At 72.0% G+C, this 16710-nt stretch carries 15 protein-coding genes and 1 tRNA gene; 6 read left to right on the forward strand and 10 right to left on the reverse strand.

Going from position 1 to position 16710, the window contains the following annotated elements:
• Position 1 precedes the first annotated feature (1 nt).
• From ACH47Z_RS10165 to ACH47Z_RS10180, 4 genes are read right to left on the reverse strand one after another with little or no spacing between them, the layout of a single operon-like run.
• On the reverse strand, positions 2 to 1027 hold the full coding sequence (locus ACH47Z_RS10165) for an L-idonate 5-dehydrogenase (RefSeq protein WP_399072591.1): 1026 nt from the start codon (positions 1025 to 1027) through the stop codon (positions 2 to 4).
• 26 nt (positions 1028 to 1053) lie between these two features.
• A complete protein-coding gene (locus ACH47Z_RS10170) occupies positions 1054 to 1815 on the reverse strand; it encodes an SDR family oxidoreductase (RefSeq protein ID WP_399072593.1) in 762 nt (253 codons plus the stop codon).
• Between the two features lie 13 nt (positions 1816 to 1828).
• Positions 1829 to 3226: a GntP family permease gene (locus ACH47Z_RS10175; protein ID WP_399072595.1), complete on the reverse strand. Its 1398-nt coding sequence runs from the start codon at positions 3224 to 3226 to the stop codon at positions 1829 to 1831.
• Positions 3227 to 3266: 40 nt separating this feature from the next.
• Entirely contained in the window at positions 3267 to 3785 is a 519-nt protein-coding gene (locus ACH47Z_RS10180; RefSeq protein WP_399072597.1) for a gluconokinase, read from the reverse strand.
• 140 nt (positions 3786 to 3925) lie between these two features.
• Between ACH47Z_RS10180 and ACH47Z_RS10185 the strand changes: the two genes are divergently transcribed.
• A complete protein-coding gene (locus ACH47Z_RS10185) occupies positions 3926 to 4627 on the forward strand; it encodes a FadR/GntR family transcriptional regulator (protein ID WP_399072599.1) in 702 nt (233 codons plus the stop codon).
• A gap of 6 nt (positions 4628 to 4633) precedes the next feature.
• On the opposite strand, the gene ACH47Z_RS10190 is transcribed toward ACH47Z_RS10185, so the two are convergent.
• Positions 4634 to 5008, reverse strand: a complete 375-nt coding sequence (locus ACH47Z_RS10190; RefSeq protein ID WP_399072602.1) for a YchJ family protein — start codon at positions 5006 to 5008, stop codon at positions 4634 to 4636.
• A 91-nt stretch (positions 5009 to 5099) separates the two neighbouring features.
• Between ACH47Z_RS10190 and ACH47Z_RS10195 the strand changes: the two genes are divergently transcribed.
• The gene (locus ACH47Z_RS10195) at positions 5100 to 5414 is read left to right on the forward strand and encodes a dsRBD fold-containing protein (RefSeq protein ID WP_399072605.1); all 315 of its coding nucleotides are present in this window, start codon (positions 5100 to 5102) and stop codon (positions 5412 to 5414) included.
• A 6-nt stretch (positions 5415 to 5420) separates the two neighbouring features.
• Here ACH47Z_RS10195 and polX read toward each other — a convergent pair whose 3' ends face one another.
• From polX to ACH47Z_RS10215, 4 genes are all read right to left on the reverse strand, one after another.
• Positions 5421 to 7151, reverse strand: a complete 1731-nt coding sequence (gene polX, locus ACH47Z_RS10200; RefSeq protein ID WP_399072607.1) for a DNA polymerase/3'-5' exonuclease PolX — start codon at positions 7149 to 7151, stop codon at positions 5421 to 5423.
• Positions 7152 to 7160: 9 nt separating this feature from the next.
• On the reverse strand, positions 7161 to 8498 hold the full coding sequence (locus ACH47Z_RS10205) for a M1 family metallopeptidase (protein ID WP_399072609.1): 1338 nt from the start codon (positions 8496 to 8498) through the stop codon (positions 7161 to 7163).
• A 77-nt stretch (positions 8499 to 8575) separates the two neighbouring features.
• The gene (locus tag ACH47Z_RS10210; RefSeq protein WP_399072611.1) at positions 8576 to 12436 is read right to left on the reverse strand and encodes a Pls/PosA family non-ribosomal peptide synthetase; all 3861 of its coding nucleotides are present in this window, start codon (positions 12434 to 12436) and stop codon (positions 8576 to 8578) included.
• Positions 12437 to 12694: 258 nt separating this feature from the next.
• Positions 12695 to 12782 (reverse strand) — tRNA-Leu (locus ACH47Z_RS10215).
• Positions 12783 to 13025: 243 nt separating this feature from the next.
• On the opposite strand from ACH47Z_RS10215, the gene ACH47Z_RS10220 reads away from it, so the two are divergent.
• The 3 genes from ACH47Z_RS10220 to ACH47Z_RS10230 all read left to right on the forward strand — a co-directional run bounded on the left by ACH47Z_RS10220 (position 13026) and on the right by ACH47Z_RS10230 (position 15674).
• Entirely contained in the window at positions 13026 to 14351 is a 1326-nt protein-coding gene (locus tag ACH47Z_RS10220; protein ID WP_399072613.1) for a M20/M25/M40 family metallo-hydrolase, read from the forward strand.
• A 148-nt stretch (positions 14352 to 14499) separates the two neighbouring features.
• A complete protein-coding gene (gene chpH / locus ACH47Z_RS10225; RefSeq protein WP_067050615.1) occupies positions 14500 to 14733 on the forward strand; it encodes a chaplin ChpH in 234 nt (77 codons plus the stop codon).
• A 119-nt stretch (positions 14734 to 14852) separates the two neighbouring features.
• Positions 14853 to 15674 (forward strand): chaplin, encoded by an 822-nt coding sequence (locus ACH47Z_RS10230; protein WP_399072616.1) that lies wholly within the window; start codon positions 14853 to 14855, stop codon positions 15672 to 15674.
• Positions 15675 to 15785: 111 nt separating this feature from the next.
• Here the strand turns inward: ACH47Z_RS10230 and ACH47Z_RS10235 are convergent, their stop codons facing one another.
• Complete coding sequence (locus ACH47Z_RS10235) at positions 15786 to 15974, reverse strand: DUF5703 family protein (RefSeq protein ID WP_046732800.1); 189 nt, start codon at positions 15972 to 15974, stop codon at positions 15786 to 15788.
• Positions 15975 to 16021: 47 nt separating this feature from the next.
• On the opposite strand from ACH47Z_RS10235, the gene ACH47Z_RS10240 reads away from it, so the two are divergent.
• Complete coding sequence (locus ACH47Z_RS10240; protein WP_399072618.1) at positions 16022 to 16696, forward strand: hypothetical protein; 675 nt, start codon at positions 16022 to 16024, stop codon at positions 16694 to 16696.
• Positions 16697 to 16710: the final 14 nt, after the last annotated feature.

A 16710-nucleotide genomic window follows, 5' to 3' on the forward strand; every position in this document is an offset into this window, starting at 1 on the left:
TTCAGTCGGCGAAGTCCAGCAACACCTTGCAGGACCGGCTCCGGTCGGCGGCCAGTGCGAACGCGTCCTCGGCCTTCCGTACCGGAACGACCGCACTGATCAGCTCGTCGAACTCCGCCCGCGCGGCCAGCAGGCGCAGCGCGTCGTCGAACTCGGCGTCGAAACGGAACGCGCCCCGCAGTTCGATCTCCCGGCTCACCAGCAGGTTCCCGGCGAACGGGCTCTGTCCGGGCGGCAGCATGCCGAGCTGGACGACCACACCCCCACGCCGTACCAGCCGCAGGCACGTGTCCAGCCCGGCCGCGGCCCCCGACGCCTCGACGGCCACGTCCACCTCCTCGGGCCACCCGGCGTCCGCCGGATCGTCGGCCCGTACGAGGGCGTCGGCGCCGGCGGCGGCCGCGAACTCCCGTGCCCGGGGCAGCGGATCGGTCACCGTCACCCGGGCCGCGCCGGCCGCCTTCGCCGCCGCGACCACCAGGCACCCGATCGGCCCGGCCCCGGTCACCAGCACATGCCGGCCCGAAACGTCCCCGGCCCGCCGCACCGCGTGCAGCGCCACCGACAGCGGCTCGGCGAGCGCGGCCCGGCGCAGCCCGAGTCCGTCGGGGAGCGCCCTCAACTGCTCGGCAGCTACGGCCACTTGAGCCGCGAACCCGCCCTGCACGTGCGGAAACCGGGCCGCGCTGCCCAGGTACCGGGTGTCGCGGCAGACGTTCGCCCGTCCGTCGGCGCACTCCGGGCAGCGCCCGCACGGGGTGGCGGGGTGCACGGCGACCGCCGTACCCGGTGCGGGACCGGTGGCCCCGGCGCCGTAGGACACCACCGTGCCCACCACCTCGTGCCCGAGGACCATCGGCTCCCGGAGCCGGAAGTCGCCGACCCCGCCGTGCCGCCAGTAGTGCAGATCGGAGCCGCACACCCCGCCGTAGCGGACGGCGACCAGGGCCTCGCCGGGCCCGGGCTCGGGCACCGGCAGCTCCGCGACCCGCAGATCGCCCGCGCCGTGGATCACACAACCCAGCATTCCCGTGGCCCCTTTCAGACCGGAATTCACAGGACGCTCGTCATGCCGCCGTCGACGTACAGGATCTGCCCGTTCACGAAGTCGGCGGCCGGCGAGGCGAGGAAGAGCACCCCGCCCACCAGGTCCTCGGTACGCCCCCAGCGGCCGGCCGGGGTCCGCTTGCGCACCCAGGCGCTGAACTCCTCGTCCGCCACCAGGGGTTGGGTCAGCTCGGTCTCGATGTAGCCGGGGCCGAGCCCGTTGACCTGGACGCCGTACGGCCCCCAGTCCGCGCACATGCCCTTGGTGAGCATCTTCAGCGCGCCCTTGGTGGCCGCGTACGGCGCGATGCCCGGCCGGACGACCTCGCTCTGCAGCGAACAGATGTTGATGATCTTTCCGTGGCCGCGTTCCGTCATCCGCCGGGCGGCCTCACGGCCGACGAGGAACGCGCTGGTGAGGTTGGTGTCCAGGATCCGGTGCCAGTCGGCGTCGGCGAACTCCAGCAGCGGGGCGCGCAGTTGCATGCCCGCGTTGTTCACCAGGATGTCGAGCGGGCCCACCCGCTCCTCGACGTCCGCGATCCCGGCGGCCACCGAGGCGCCGTCGGTCACGTCGAACACCGCCGTACGCACATCACCGGGAAGGTCCGCGGCCGCCTCGGCCAGCCGGCCCGCGTCACGTCCGTTGAGGACCACCGTGCAGCCGGCCTCGGCCAGGCCCCGGGCCAGTGCGAGGCCGATGCCCCGGCTGGAGCCCGTGACCAGGGCGGTGCGGCCGCCGATGTCGAAGAGAGGGTGAGCCGTCATCGTCGTACCGCTCCTATATGACCAGTGACAGCAGCAGGACCAGACCGCCGGCGACCACCGAGATGATCGTCTCCATCACCGACCAGGTCTTGACGGTCTGTCCGACGCTGAGCCCGAAGTACTCCTTCACCAGCCAGAAGCCGGCGTCGTTGACATGGCTGAAGAAGAGCGAGCCGGCGCCGATGGCCAGGACCAGCAGGGCGGTGTGGGTGGTCGACATGTCGGCGGCCAGCGGTGCGACCAGCCCCGCCGCCGAGACCGTCGCCACGGTCGCCGAACCGGTCGCCAGCCGGATCGTGACCGCGATCAGCCAGGCCAGCAGCAGCGCCGGGATCGACCAGTCCTTGGAGATGTCCAGGATCATCTTGCCCACGCCGGAGTCGATCAGCGTCTGCTTGAAGCCGCCGCCCGCGCCGACGATCAGCAGGATGCCGGCGATCGGCATCAGACCCTTCTCGACCGTCTGCTGGAGCCGGTCCTTGGTGAACCCGGCGGGCCGGCCCAGCGTGAAGAAGCCGACGAGCACGGCCGCGAGCAGCGCGATCAGCGGGGAGCCGATGACGTCGAAGACCCGCTGGGTGTGGTTCGCCGGGTTGTCCACGACGATGTCCACCAGCGCCTTGGCCAGCATCAGCACCACCGGCAGCAGCACGGTGGCGAGCGTCGCGCCGAAGCCGGGGCGGCGCTCCAGCTCGTCCGAGGCACGCTGCGGCAGCATCCGCTCGGGCGCCGGGACGTCCACCCAGCGGGCGGCGACCTTCGAGAACAGCGGACCGGCGATGATCACGGTCGGTATGGCGACCAGGATGCCGAGCGCCAGGGTCACGCCCAGGTTGGCCTTGACCGCGTCGATCGCGACCAGCGGGCCGGGGTGCGGCGGGATCAGGCCGTGCATCACGGACAGACCGGCGAGGGCCGGGATGCCGATGCGCATCAGGGAGTAGTTGCCGCGCTTGGCGACCATCAGCACGACCGGGATCAGCAGCACGATCCCGACCTCGAAGAACAGCGGCAGGCCGATCACGGAGGCGATGAGCACCATCGCCCAGGGCATGGCGCGCCCACCGGCCTTGGCGAGGATCGTGTCGACGATCTGGTCGGCGCCGCCGGAGTCGGCGAGCAGCTTGCCCAGGATCGCCCCGAGCGCGATCAGGACGCCCACGCCGGCCACCGTGGCGCCGAGCCCGGTGGTGAAGCTGGTGATGGCCTTGTCGAGCGGTGCCCCGGCGGCCGCCCCGAGCGCCAGTGACCCGATGGTCAGCGCCAGGAAGGCATGGAGCTTGAACTTGGTGATGAGCAGGACGATCACCGCGATGCCCACCAGGACGGCGATGCCCAGCTGGGCGTGTCCGGCGGAGGTGATCGGCGGAGGTGCGTCCGCTGCCAGCATCTCGACACTGAGTCTGGTCACGGGGGTTCCCTTGCGGTTACGGGGGGACGGGGGTGCGGTGCTACTCGGTGATGCCGGGAAGCGCCTCGAGCGCCTTCACGGCGCGCTCGGTGATCTCCTCGGGGCCGCCGCTGACGTCGACGGCGACTCCCGCCTCGTCCGGCTCCAGGGGCTGCAGCGTGGCGAACTGGGAGTCCAGCAGCGCGGTCGGCATGAAATGCCCCTGCCGGTGGCCCATCCGGTCCTCGATCAGCTTCCGGTCGCCCGTGAGGTGCACGAACACGATCCCGGGAGCGGCGGCCCTGAGCCGGTCGCGGTACGACCGCTTCAGCGCCGAGCTGCTGACCACCCCGCCGAGCCCCGCCCGCCCGTGCGCCCAGTGCCCGATGGCGTCCAGCCACGGCCACCGGTCGGCGTCGTCCAGCGGGATCCCGGCCGACATCTTGTCGATGTTGGCCGGCGGATGGAAGTCGTCGCCCTCGGCGTACGGGACGCCCAGCCGCGCGGCGAGCAAGGGACCGATCGTGGTCTTGCCCGTCCCCGCGACGCCCATCACGACGACGACCTGGGGGGTACGCATTACTGCCTCGCTGTCTTCCTCGACATCCGACGCCACATCGGCGTCGGCACACTGAAACCCATTAGGTACGACGAATTCAAGAGTCTGTGACATATAAGTCTGACTTTTTCGCCTCGTGATCCACGCCGTACGCTGAGTGCATGACCACACCGGGCCGGGGGCTGCACGGCCATGTACTGGACACCCTCGGCCCCGCCATCACGGCGGGCGAGTACCCGCCGGGCAGCGTGCTGCGTACCGACGAGCTGGCACAGCACTTCGAGGTGTCACGCTCCGTGATGCGCGAGGCGGTCCGCGTGCTCGAGTCGATGCACCTGGTCGAGTCCCGCCGCCGGGTGGGCGTGACCGTCCGCCCGAAGTGCGAGTGGAACGTCTACGACCCGCAGGTCATCCGCTGGCGCCTGGCCGGCGCCGACCGCCCGCACCAGCTGCGCTCGCTGACCGTGCTGCGCTCCGCGATAGAACCGGTCGCGGCGGGCCTTGCCGCACGGCACGCGACGGCCGAGCAGTGCGCCGAACTCACCCGGTGCGCGCTCGGCATGGTGGCCAACTCACGCGGCCACAAGCTGGAGGAGTACCTGGTCCACGACGTGGCCTTCCACCGCGTCGTCCTCATCGCGTCCGGCAACGAGATGTTCGCGCGGCTCGGCGACGTCGTCGCGGAGGTGCTGGCCGGGCGCACCCATCACGAGGTCATGTTCGAGGACCCCGACCCGGCGGCCGTCACCCTGCACGTTCAGGTCGCGGAGGCGGTCCGCGAGGGCGACGCGACCCGTGCCGAGGAACTGACCCGGCAGATCACCGTGGGCGCCCTGCAGGAACTGGACATACTGGCGCCCTGAGACAGCTCAGTCCAGGAAGTCCCCGTCGACGTACACCCACGCCCCGTCGACCCGCTCGAACCGGCTGCGCTCGTGCAGCGAACCGCCCCGGTAGGAGGCGCGGAACGTCACCGTGCCCTTGCTGTGGAAGGCGGAACCGTCGCCGCAGTCCAGGATCTCCAGCCCCGTCCACCGCATCCGCGGATCCAGCTCCAGCCGCTCCGGCCGGGTCCCGGGGTGCCAGGTGCGCAGCAGATACCCCGTGTCCCCCTTGACGAACGCGCTGTACCGCGAACGCATCAGCAGCTCGGCGGTCGGCGCGGCGGCGGTCCCCTGATGGAACCGGCCACAGCAGGCGTCGTACGGCCGGGGGAGCCCGCAGGGGCAGGTGTGCGAGGTCATGGGCCACATTCTGCCCGCATACGGAGAGGCGTTCGCCTCGGGCCGGATGCACAGTAGAAGGGCAGCGCAGCACAGTGAGGAGTGACGGACCATGACCCGACCCGCGAGCAACCGTCCTCCGGCCGTCAAGGAGTGGCGGTTGAACCTGTACCTCTCCGAGCACGACCCGGACACCACGGCCCGGATCATCCTGGACACCGGGGACAACGTTCTGGAGAGCTGCGCCGAGGCCCGCCGGAACCCGTACGACCCCGAGGTACCGGAGATCGGCGACGAACTCGCGGCCGGGCGGGCGCTCATCGCCATGGGCCGGATCCTGCTGCGCGCCGCCGACGGGGACATCAAGGCGGTGGGAGCGGACGAGGCGGAGGAGGACCTGTCACCGCTGTGGATGGACCGGGAGTGAGGACCCTCACCGCCCCTTGCGGCCTTTGCGGAGGAACGTCCGCAGCCGGGTCAGCGGCCAGGTGTTGATCACGTCGTCCGGGGTGAGCCAGCCGCGCTGCGCCGTGCCGACGCCGTAGCGCAGCTGCGCGAGATGCGGGACGGCGTGGGCGTCGGAGTTCACGGCGAACCTCACCCCGTGCTCCCTGGCGCGCAGGATGTCCTCGTCACGCAGGTCCAGCCGGTCCGGCTGGGCGTTGACCTCCAGCGCGGTGCCGGTGCGCGCACAGGCCGCGAACACCTCGTCCCAGTCGGCGTCGACGCCCGGCCGCTTGCCGATCAGCCGGGTCGTCGGATGCCCGAGGATGTTCACGTACGGGTTCTCGCAGGCCCGCACCAGCCGCCGGGTCATGGCCTTCCGGCCCAGGTCGAAGTGCGAGTGCAGCGAGGCCACGCACAGGTCGAAGCCCGCCAGGAAGTCGTCCGGCCAGTCCAGCCCGCCGTCCGGGTCGATGTTCAGCTCCGTGCCGTGCAGCAGCCGCATCCGGCGGCGGGTGCCGTCCAGCTCCCGCAGCCGCTCGCGCTGGGCGAGGATCTTCTTGTCGGTCATGCGCTGCATGTACAGGTTGGGCGCGTGGTCCGTGACGGCGTAGTACTTGTAACCGCGCTCGGCGGCCGCGGCCACCATCTCCTCCAGCGGGGCCAGGCCGTCGGTGAGGTCGGTGTGGGTGTGCAGGTCGCCCCGGATGTCCTTGTCGGTCACCACCTCGGGCAGCTCGCCGTGCAGGGCCGCCTCGATCTCACCCCGGTCCTCGCGCAGCGTCGGCAGGATCCACGGCAGCCCGAGCCGTTCGTACACCTCCTCCTCGGTGCGGGAGGCCAGCGAGTCCCCGCTGTCCGCGTCGAACAGTCCGTACTCGGACAGCTTCAGCCCCTGGTGGACGGCGATGGTGCGGGTGCGGATGTTGTGCGCCTTGGAACCGGTGAAGTACTGCATCCCGGCCCCCCACGACTCCGGCGGCAGCACCCGCAGATCGACCTGGAGCCCCTTGCCGGTGCGCACCGACGTCTTCTTCGCGCCCCGCGCGATCACCTCGGCCGTGCCCGGCAGCTCGCACAGCGCCGCCATGAACGGCTCCGACCGCTTCGCGGCGACGAGGACGTCCAGGTCACCGACGGTCTCCCGCATCCGGCGCAGCGAGCCGGCGTAGGCGCAGCGCCTGCATCCGGTCACCTCGGCCAGCTCGGCGACGATCTCCTCGGCGGTCTCCAGGGCCAGCGACAGCGGCACCCGCGCGCCGGCCTGCTGGAGCAGCTCGATGCCGTGCCGGATGTTGTCCTGCGTCTTCTCGCCGAAGCCCTTCAGATCGGCCAGCGCGTCCGCCTCGATCGCCGAGGCCAGCTCGCTCACCGACGCGATGTGCAGGTCCTCGTAGAGCCGCAGGGCCTTCTTCGGACCCAGCCCGGGGATCGCGATCAGCTCCCGGACCCCGGCGGGGATCTTCGCCCGGCGCTCCTCGACCACCGCCATCCTGCCCGTGCGCAGATACTCGATCACCTTGTCGGCGATCGACCGGCCCACGTTCGGGATCTCCCTGAGGCCGTCCTCGTCCAGCTTCGAGACGTCGGCCGGGAACCCGCCGATGGCACGCGCGGCCTTCTCGTAGGCACGCGCCTTGAAGGCGTCGCCTCCGGTGATCGCGATGAGGTCCGCGTACTCCCGCAGGAGCGCCTCGACCTCCTCGTTGGGCCGGGCCACCCTTCAAGTCTAGGGAACGTCCTGCAGAACCGGCAGCGGCGGCAGCTTCGCGCCGTACACCCACGCCTGGAACAGCCCGTCCAGCGGCTCGTCCGCGAACCGGGCCACGTGCTCGGTGAACGCGGCCGTCGTCACCGACCCGTTCCGGTGCAGCCGCACCCAGCCGCGCAGCATGCGGAAGAACGCGTCGTCGCCCAGCGCACAGCGCACCGCGTGCACGGTCAGGCCGCCGCGCTCGTAGAGCCGGTCGTCGAACATCTGCCGGCGCCCCGGATCGGCCAGCCGCAGATCCTGCGGCAGCCCGGCCAGCAACCGGTGGGCGGCGGCGGCCAGTTGCTGGGTGCCACGGCCGCCCGAGCGCTCGGACCACAGCCACTCCGCGTACTTGGCGAAGCCCTCGTTCAGCCAGATGTGCCGCCAGTCGGCGATGGACACGCAGTTGCCGAACCACTGGTGCGCCAGCTCGTGCGCCACCAGCCGCTCCGAACCCCGGGCGCCGTCCACGTGGTTGGCGCCGAACAGCGACAACCCCTGTGCCTCGACCGGCACATCGAGCTCCTCCTCGGTCACCGCGACCGCGTACTCCTCGAACGGGTACGGCCCGAACAGCTCCTGGAACAGCTCCATCATCGCGGGCTGCCGCGCGAAGTCCCGGGAGAACGCGGGCAGCAGATGCGCCGGGATGTGCCCGTGCTGCGGCACCCCGCCCGGCCCCGGGTCGCCCAGCAGCACCGTCTGGAACCTGCCGATCGCGAGCCCGACGAGATAGCTGGACGTGGGCGCGGACTGCTCGTACACCCAGGTCGTGGTCGAGGCCTTCGTCGTCCGGGTCAGCAGCCGCCCGCCCGAGACCACCGCGTACGCCGACGGCGTCGTGACCGAGATCAGGTACGACGCCTTGTCGGCGGGCCGGTCGTTGCACGGGTACCAGGACGGCGCCCCGATCGGCTGGCTCGCCACCAGCGCCCCGTCCGCCAGCTCCTCCCAGCCGAGCCCGCCCCAGGGGCTGGGCACCGGCTTCGGATTGCCGGACCAGTGCACCTCGACGGTGAAGGCGGCCCCGGCCCGCAGCGGCTTGGCCGGCCGCACCCGCAGCCTGCCGCCCCGGTGCGTGTAGTGCGGCTGACGGCCGTCCACCCGGATCCGGCCGATCCTGAAATCGCCCAGGTTGAGCTGGAATTCGGCCAGCGGCGCCCGGCCCGCGATGGCGTTGATCCGGGCGGTGCCGGACAGCCGGTTGGGGCCGGGCCGGTAGTCCAGCGCGAGTTCGTAGCGATGCACCCGGTACCGGGGGTCGCCGTTGTCCGGGAAGTACGGGTCCGGCCCGGCCGACTGCTGAACTGCCACTGCTGTGTCCGCTCCCTGCGCTGTGCCACCACTCCGTGCCGGATCACCGCCCGCCGGTACCGCCGAGTGGCCCTTGCTCAGGGACGCCATGCCTCGATCGGATTGCCGAGCCAGCGGGTGTCGTCCGGGACGGACTCCGCGGCCATGACGAGCGACGCGGGACCCAGGGTCGTACGGGCCCCGACCGTGCTGCCGGGCAGCACGATCCCGCCAGGGCCCAGCGTGGCGCCCTCACGGAGGACCACAGTATCCGTCCGCAAGATCCGGTCGTGGAAGAGGTGAGTCTGCAGCACGCAGCCACGGTTGACGGTGGCGGCGTCCTCCAGGGTCACCAGGTCCGTCTCCGGCAGCCAGTAGCTCTCCACCCACACGCCCCGGCCGATGTGCGCGCCGAGCCCGCGCAGCCACGCCGTCATCACCGGCGTCCCCGGCACGGCCCCGGCCAGCCACGGCACCGCCAGCACCTCGACGAACGTGTCCGCCAGCTCGTTGCGCCACACGAAGGAGCTCCACAGCGGATGCTCACCGCTGCGGTGCCGCCCCACCAGCAGCCACTTGGCCAGCACGGACACCAGGGCGCCCGTGCACCCGGCGGCGAGCATGACAAGCCCGGACAGCAGCGGCCCCCACGGCCCCAGCGCGCACAGCGCCGCCACCGTCGCCGCGGCCAGCGCCGCCGAGCACAGCACCGGCACGATCCGGGCCAGCTCCACCAGCCCGCGCGCCCACAGCAGCCGGGCGGGCGGGTCGTACGTACGGCTCTGATCCCCGCCGGCGGTGCTGCGCGGCAGCTTCACCGGGGGCAGTCCCAGATACGAGGTGCCCTTCTTCGCCTTCTTCGGCGTCGCCGACAGCACACCGACCAGCCCGCCGTCCGGCACGCTCCGGCCCGGCGCGGTCATCCCGGAGTTCCCGAGGAAGGCCCGCCGCCCGATCTGCGCCCGCCCGATCCGCACCCAGCCGCCGCCCAGCTCGTACGGCGCCGTCAACGTGTCGTCCGCCAGGAACGCCCCGTCACCGACGGTGGTCAGGCTCGGCAGCGCCAGCACGGTCGACACCTCGGCGCCCCGCCCGATCCGCATTCCCAGCAGCCGCAGCCACACCGGCGTGACCAGCCCGGCGTACAGCGGGAACAGCGTCTCGCGGGAGCGGTCCATCAGCTGCGTCACGGTCCACGCCTGCCAGCCGACCCGGCTGTGCGTCGGATGCGTGCCCTCGCGCAGTCCCAGGCTCAGCGCCCGTACGGCGACCAGGATCAGCAGCGCGTACGCCAGCCCGTACGCCAGCGTGGCCGGGACCAGCCCGAGCGCGGCCCCGCGCAGGGCCTGGGCGAGGGAGGCGCCCGGCGCCACGAAGAGTCCCGCGACCAGCAGCGCGGCCACGCCCGCGACCAGCGGCAGGGCGCTCAGCGCGAGACCGGTGATGCCGTACATCACCCGCCAGTACGTGCCCCGCTGCGGCCGCTCCTTCGGCCAGTTGCGCTTGGCCTTGCCCAGCTTGACCGCGGGCGCGCCCGCCCACCGCTGACCGGTCGGGACCTGCCCGCCGACCGCCGAGCCGGGGGCCACCTCGGCCCGCTTGCCGACCCGGGCGCCCGGGAAGAGCATGCTGCGGGTGCCCACGGTGGCGTGCGCGCCGACCTTGACCGGGCCGACCTCCAGCCGGTCGCCGTCCAGCCAGTACCCGGACAGGTCGACCTCGGACTCCACGGCCGCACCCCGGCCCAGCTTGAGCATGCCGGTCACCGGCGGCAGCGAGTGCAGGTCCACGTCCTGCCCCACCCTGGCGCCCAGCGCCCGCGCGTACCGCTCCAGCCAGGACCCGGTCAGCGCGGTGGCCCCACTGAACTCGGCCAGCCGCTCCGCGGTCCACAGCCGCAGATGCACACTCCCGCCGCGCGGGTACCGCCCGGGTTCGAGCCCCCGCAGCAGCAGCCGCGCCCCGCCCGCCGCGAGCGCGATCCGGCCGGGCGGGGAGAAGAACACCAGCGCGCCGGCCGCCAGCAGCCACCAGGGCGCGGTCGGCAGCCAGCCGTAGCCGGGCAGCAGATTCCCCACGGCGGCCAGGACCAGCGTCCAGCGCACCCCGAGCAGCGTGAACAGCGGAAGGAGCAGCAGGAGCTGGAGGGCCTGGGCGCGGACCGGGACCGGCGCGACCGTGCGGGTTCCGCCGTCGTCCTGCGCCGACTCCTCCAGCCGCCGGGCCAGCTTGCGCAGGACGGGCTGCTGGTAGATGTCGAGGACGGCCGCGCTCGGGTAGCGGGTGCGCAGCCGGGTGGTGAGCTGGGCCGCGGCCAGGCTGCCGCCGCCGATCGCGAAGAAGTCGTCGGAGGCACTGGTCACCGGGATGCCGAGGACCTCCGCCCACTGCTCGGCGAGCCAGGCCTCGGTGCCGTACAGATCGGCCTTCGGGGTCTCGACACCCTCCAGCGGCCAGGGCAGGGCGCCCCGGTCCACCTTCCCGGACGTCCGGGTCGGCAGCTCGGCGACGGGCGCGAGCAGCGGCACCAGCGCGGCGGGCAGCTCGGCCCGCAGCTTCCCGACGGCGGCCGCGTGGTCCCAGCCGTCCTGGGTGACGACGTAACCGACGAGCAGCTGATTGCCGCTGCGGGCGGTACGCACGGCGGCGGCCGCCCCCGCGACGCCGGGCAGGGCCTGCAGCGCGGCATCCACCTCGCCCAGCTCGATCCGCCGCCCGCCGAGCTTGATCTGCTCGTCGGCCCGCCCGAGGAAGATCAGCCCTTCCGGGTCGGCCTTGACCAGGTCACCGCTCCGATAGGCCCGCTCCCACCCCAGCGACGCAAGCGGCGCGTACTTCTCCGCGTCCTTCTCGGCGTCGAGATACCGCGCGAGCCCGACCCCGCCGATCACCAGCTGCCCGCTGCCACCCATGGCCACGGGCTCGCCGCTCTCGTCCACGACGGCCAGCTCCCACCCGCCCAGCGGCAGCCCGATCCTGATGGGCTCCTCACCGGTGAGCAGCGCGGCGCAGGCCACGACGGTCGCCTCGGTCGGCCCGTAGGTGTTCCACACCTCGCGCCCCTCGGTGACCAACCGCTGTGCCAGCTCGGGCGGGCAGGCCTCACCGCCGAAGATCAGCAGCCGTACGTCGCCCAGCGCCTCGGGCTCCCACAGCGCGGCCAGCGTCGGCACGGTGGACACGACCGTGATCTCCTGCTCGACCAGCCAGGGCCCGAGATCGGCACCGCTCCTGACCTGCGACCGGGGCACCGGCACCAGACAGGCGCCGTAGCGCCAGGCCAGCCACATCTCCTCGCAGGACGCGTCGAAGGCGACCGACAGCCCGGCCATCACCCGGTCACCGGGTCCGATCGGCTCCTCGACGAGGAACAGGGCGGCCTCGGCGTCCACGAAGGCGGCGGCACTGCGGTGCGTGACGGCGACGCCCTTGGGCTTCCCGGTGGACCCGGAGGTGAAGATGATCCACGCGTCGTGCTCGACACCGGGCCGCGCGGCGCGGGATCCGGAGCCGCCGTGCAGGGTGAGGGAGTGCCCGGCGCCGATGACGGCCCGTACGTCCGCCTCCCCGAACACCAACTCGGCCCGCTCGTCCGGGTCCTCGGCGTCGACGGGCACATAGGCGGCACCGGCCGCGAGCACGCCGAGAATCGCGACGTACAGCTCATTGGTCCCGGAGGGCACCCGCACCCCGACCCGGTCCCCGAGCCCGACCCCGGCACCGACCAGCCTCCGGCGCAGCCGCTCCACCTCGGCGGCCAGCGCACGGTAGGTGAGACACGTCGAGCCGTCGTCCAGGGCGGGCTCGTCCGGATGGGACCGCACGGTCGCCTCGAAGACGTCGACCAGGGTGCGCGGAGAGCCGGCGGGCCCCGCCGAGAAGCGCGCCCGGCCGCCGAACTGCGTGCGGATCTCTTCGTCGAGCAGGCCGAGAGCGCTGCTCTCGTCTATGGCTGCCATCGGGTCCTCACGTCGGTCCGCCTGAAGTCACAAGCCGGAAATTTTAGTACGACGCTAGGCTCCGCCCCTTTGTCCGGCGACTCGGGAGGGCTGTCCGGGCAACTGCCGGGGACCGGACCGAGGTCGCTGACCTGCCGATCTTCGAGCCGGACGAGACATGCCCCACACAGCGCCAAGGAGCGGACATTCAGGGGCAGTTGGTACGGCGATCCCGCTCGGGGCACAAGAAGAGGGCCCCTGCTGAGCAGGAGCCCTCACTGGTGTCCGAGGGGGGACTTGAACCCCCACGCCCGATAAAGGGCACTAGCACCTCAAGCTAGCGCGTCTGCCATTCCGCCACCCGGACAAGGTGTCTGTCGTGCGGGGGATCCCTTTCGGCGGGGCTTCCCTCGCGGCGACGAAGGAAACATTACCAGGCTTTCGGGGGTGGCTGATCACCCCCCGTCCCCGGGGGCGGTCGTGCGTGAACGGCGTGTGACGGGCCGGGACCGGTCTTGGGCCGCGGGCGGGGGCGGAGAGAGGATGAGGGCACCGGGGGAGCCAGGAGCGACCCGGCGGTACAGCCAGTCGTGACAGCGGGAGGAAGCACGTGAGCGAGACGGACACGGCCAGGAGCGTCACCGGCGAGGACGAGGTCGTGGACCTCTGCCGCGAGCTGATCCGGTTCGACACCAGCAACTACGGCGACCACTCGGGCCCCGGCGAGCGGGGGGCCGCGGAATGGGTCGCGGAGAAGCTCGCCGAGGTCGGGCTGGAGCCGAAGATCTACGAATCCCACCCGGGCCGCGCCTCGACGGTGGCCCGCATCGAGGGGGAGGACCCGTCCCGGCCCGCGCTGCTGATCCACGGCCACCTGGACGTCGTACCGGCCAACGCCGTCGACTGGACCCACGACCCGTTCTCCGGTGAGGTCGCCGACGGCTGCGTGTGGGGGCGCGGGGCCGTCGACATGAAGGACATGGACGCCATGACCCTCGCGGTCGTGCGCGACCGGCTGCGCAGCGGGCGACGGCCGCCGCGGGACATCGTGGTCGCCTTCCTGGCGGACGAGGAGGCGGGCGGCACCTACGGCGCCCGGTATCTCGTCGACCACCACCCCGACCTCTTCGAGGGTGTCACCGAGGCGATCAGTGAGGTCGGCGGCTTCTCCTTCACCGTGAACGAGCAGCGCCGGCTCTATCTGATCCAGACGGCCGAGAAGGGCATGCACTGGATGAAGCTGACCGTGGCCGGCACCGCCGGGCACGGGTCCATGATCCACCGGGACAACGCCATCACCGAGCTGTCCGAGGCGGTGGCCCGGGTCGGCCGGCACAAGTTCCCGGTGCGGGTCACCAAGACCACCCGGGCCTTCCTGGACGAGCTGGGCGACGCGCTCGGCACCGAGCTGGACCCGGAGGACATGGAGGCCACGCTCGCCAAGCTCGGCGGCATCGCCAAGCTGATCGGCGCGACCCTGAGCAACACGGCCAACCCCACGCAGCTGAACGCCGGTTACAAGGTCAACGTCATCCCGGGCGAGGCCACCGCGCACATCGACGGACGGTTCCTGCCGGGATACGAGGAGGAGTTCCTCGGCGACCTCGACCGGCTGCTCGGCCCGAACGTCCGGCGCGCGGACGTCCACGCCGACAAGGCCGTCGAGACCAGCTTCGACGGCGCGCTGGTGGAGGCCATGCAGTCCGCGCTGCTCGCCGAGGACCCCACCGCCAAGGCCATCCCCTACATGCTCTCCGGCGGCACCGACGCCAAGTCCTTCGACGACCTCGGCATCCGCGGCTTCGGCTTCGCCCCGCTGAAGCTGCCGCCGGAGCTGGACTTCGCCGGCATGTTCCACGGCGTGGACGAGCGGGTGCCGGTGGACGGCCTGCGGTTCGGCGTGCGGGTGCTGGACCGGTTCATCGACGCGTCGTGAGGCTTTGCCCAGGAGTAATCGGGCGCGCGTACGACACCGACTGAGAAGAGTGAATCGGACCATAAGCTCGTAGCTCCATTACTCCCTCCTCGTTACAGCTGACGTGATCCCCGCACCTTGGGATCGCATTGCCAACGAGGAGGAAGTAATGATCAAGAAGGTCGTCGCTGCTGCGGCTGCCACCGGTGGGCTGGTTCTCGCGGGCGCGGGCCTGGCTGTCGCCGACTCCGGTGCTCAGGGTGCCGCCGTGCACTCCCCGGGTGTCATCTCCGGCAACGTCGTCCAGGTGCCCGTCCACGTCCCGGTGAACGTGTGCGGCAACACGATCAACGTGATCGGGCTCCTGAACCCCGCCTTCGGCAACACCTGCATCAACAAGTGACGCAGGCTCCCTGAGGGGGCGTACGTGACAAGCCGTCGGCCCCGGAGCGCGCTCCATGCGCTCCGGGGCCGACCGGCCTTTTCGTTCCGAACAGAAGCGAAGGCAGGGGGGAAATCAGCATGCGACAAGGCACACGCAAGGGCCTGATGACAATGGCCGCGGCGACCGGTGTGATCGCCGCCGCGAGCGGCTACGCCCACGCGGACGCCGGTGCGACCGGCTCCGCCGCCGGCTCACCCGGCGTACTGTCCGGCAACACGGTGCAGGTCCCGGTGCACGCGCCGGTCAACATCTGCGGCAACACCGTGAACGTCGTCGGACTGCTCAACCCGTCCGTGGGCAACAAATGCGCCAACCACGGCGGCACTTCGGCGGGCGGCTCCGGCGGCTCCGGGGGCGCGCACGCGGGCGGCCACACCGGCGGCTCGCCCGGCGTCGGCTCCGGCAACACCATCCAGGCGCCGATCGACGCCCCGGTGAACGTCTGCGGAAACAGCGTGAACGTCATCGGCGTGGGCAACGCCACCACGGGCAACGACTGCGCCAACGGCGGCGGTGATCACCATGGCCAGCCGCCGGGGGGCGGTTACGGCAATCCGCCTGGTGAGGGCGGCCACGGCAACCCGCCTGGCCATCCCGGACAGCCGGGACAGCCGGGCCATCCCGGTCATCCGGGACAGCCGGGTCACCCGGGAGGCCCGACCACCCCGCCCGGCAAGGGCGGTCACACGCCCCACGGGCCACAGGGGACGCAAGGGACCCACGGGCCCCACGGGTCCACGCAGGTCCACCAGCAGGGCGGCCGTGACGCCCAACTGCCGACCACGGCCCAGCTCGCCCACACCGGCAGCGATGTGCCGCTCGGCCTGGCGCTGCCGGTCGGCGCGGGCGCGCTGCTCGCGGGCGCGGTGCTGTACCGCAAGGCGCGGGCCGCGGCCTAGCGGGCAACGCCGGGCACGGACAGGCCCGTACGGCACTGTGGGCCGTACGGCCCGGAAAACGGAGCGGGCCCTGCCATGCCGGCGGGGCCCGCTCCGTTCATGTTCCCGGCCTCACCACGTGGCTCGCACCTGGCGGATGATCCGTCGGCGCAACCGCACCCTGCGGCTGCCGTCGCGCATCAGGCTCAGTCGGTCCAACTCCCAGTGTCCGTACTCGGCATGGTCGGTCAGCAGACGTGTGGCCTCCTTGCGGGAGACCCCGCGAGGTACGTACACGTCGACAAATTCGTATTCCGGCATCGCATCTATTGTGCGGGCTGGGGCCCGGTACGGATAGCGTCTGCACTATGTCTGATGCTGCGCAGCCCACCGCTGCCGAGGTACGTGCCGCCGCCGAGGCGATCAAGACCGCCCTCGACCGTCATCTGGCGGCGGTCGAACGCAGGTCGGGGGAGGACGACCCGGCCGTGTCCGAGGCGTTCAACCAGCTGGCCGCGGCCGCCGAGGTGTACGACGAGCTGCTCTACGACCGCTACGACGAGGTCACGCCCTTCGAGATCCCTGGTACGGAGGAGCTGCCGCCGTACGCGGGTCCCGAGGAACCGAACGCGATCAGTGTGCTGATCCGCCGCGACTACGCAGTCGCGGAACCCCAGCGGCTGCTCGCGCAGGCCCAGCGGGTCGAGGCGGCGGAGTACGACGAGACCGGCGGCGCCGCCGAGGGCGGGGCCGGTACGGTCCCCGGGGCGCTGGGCGTCCTCTTCGGCGAGTTCGAACCGGACGAGATCGCCTCCCGGCACAAGGAGTTCGGCCTGGAGGAGGGCGACTCCACGCTGTGGGTCACCGCGGCGGAGGAGCCGCCCGAGGCCGGGGAGTGGCTGGAGGCGCCGTTCGAGCACATCGACCCGCAAGGGGTGGTGTGCCGGTTCGACGTGAGCGCGGTGTTCGACGACGAGGAAGACGAAGAGGAAGGCGCCGACGAGGAGGACGATCTCGAGTTCGTCGAGGACGAGGAGAGGTGACCTCGGCCGGCGGT

The organism is Streptomyces sp. NPDC020192 (assembly GCF_044388685.1).
GTDB lineage: Bacteria > Actinomycetota > Actinomycetes > Streptomycetales > Streptomycetaceae > Streptomyces.

Excerpts from the sequence above, each read along its gene's own strand:
- ACH47Z_RS10165 (WP_399072591.1), bottom strand. The coding sequence starts at position 1,027 with ATGCTGGGTTGTGTGATCCACGGCGCGGGCGATCTGCGGGTCGCGGAG.
- ACH47Z_RS10170 (WP_399072593.1), bottom strand. The coding sequence starts at position 1,815 with ATGACGGCTCACCCTCTCTTCGACATCGGCGGCCGCACCGCCCTGGTC.
- ACH47Z_RS10180 (WP_399072597.1), bottom strand. The coding sequence starts at position 3,785 with ATGCGTACCCCCCAGGTCGTCGTCGTGATGGGCGTCGCGGGGACGGGC.
- ACH47Z_RS10185 (WP_399072599.1), top strand. The coding sequence starts at position 3,926 with ATGACCACACCGGGCCGGGGGCTGCACGGCCATGTACTGGACACCCTC.
- ACH47Z_RS10190 (WP_399072602.1), bottom strand. The coding sequence starts at position 5,008 with ATGACCTCGCACACCTGCCCCTGCGGGCTCCCCCGGCCGTACGACGCC.
- ACH47Z_RS10195 (WP_399072605.1), top strand. The coding sequence starts at position 5,100 with ATGACCCGACCCGCGAGCAACCGTCCTCCGGCCGTCAAGGAGTGGCGG.
- ACH47Z_RS10210 (WP_399072611.1), bottom strand. The coding sequence starts at position 12,436 with ATGGCAGCCATAGACGAGAGCAGCGCTCTCGGCCTGCTCGACGAAGAG.
- chpH (WP_067050615.1), top strand. The coding sequence starts at position 14,500 with ATGATCAAGAAGGTCGTCGCTGCTGCGGCTGCCACCGGTGGGCTGGTT.
- ACH47Z_RS10230 (WP_399072616.1), top strand. The coding sequence starts at position 14,853 with ATGCGACAAGGCACACGCAAGGGCCTGATGACAATGGCCGCGGCGACC.
- ACH47Z_RS10235 (WP_046732800.1), bottom strand. The coding sequence starts at position 15,974 with ATGCCGGAATACGAATTTGTCGACGTGTACGTACCTCGCGGGGTCTCC.
- ACH47Z_RS10240 (WP_399072618.1), top strand. The coding sequence starts at position 16,022 with ATGTCTGATGCTGCGCAGCCCACCGCTGCCGAGGTACGTGCCGCCGCC.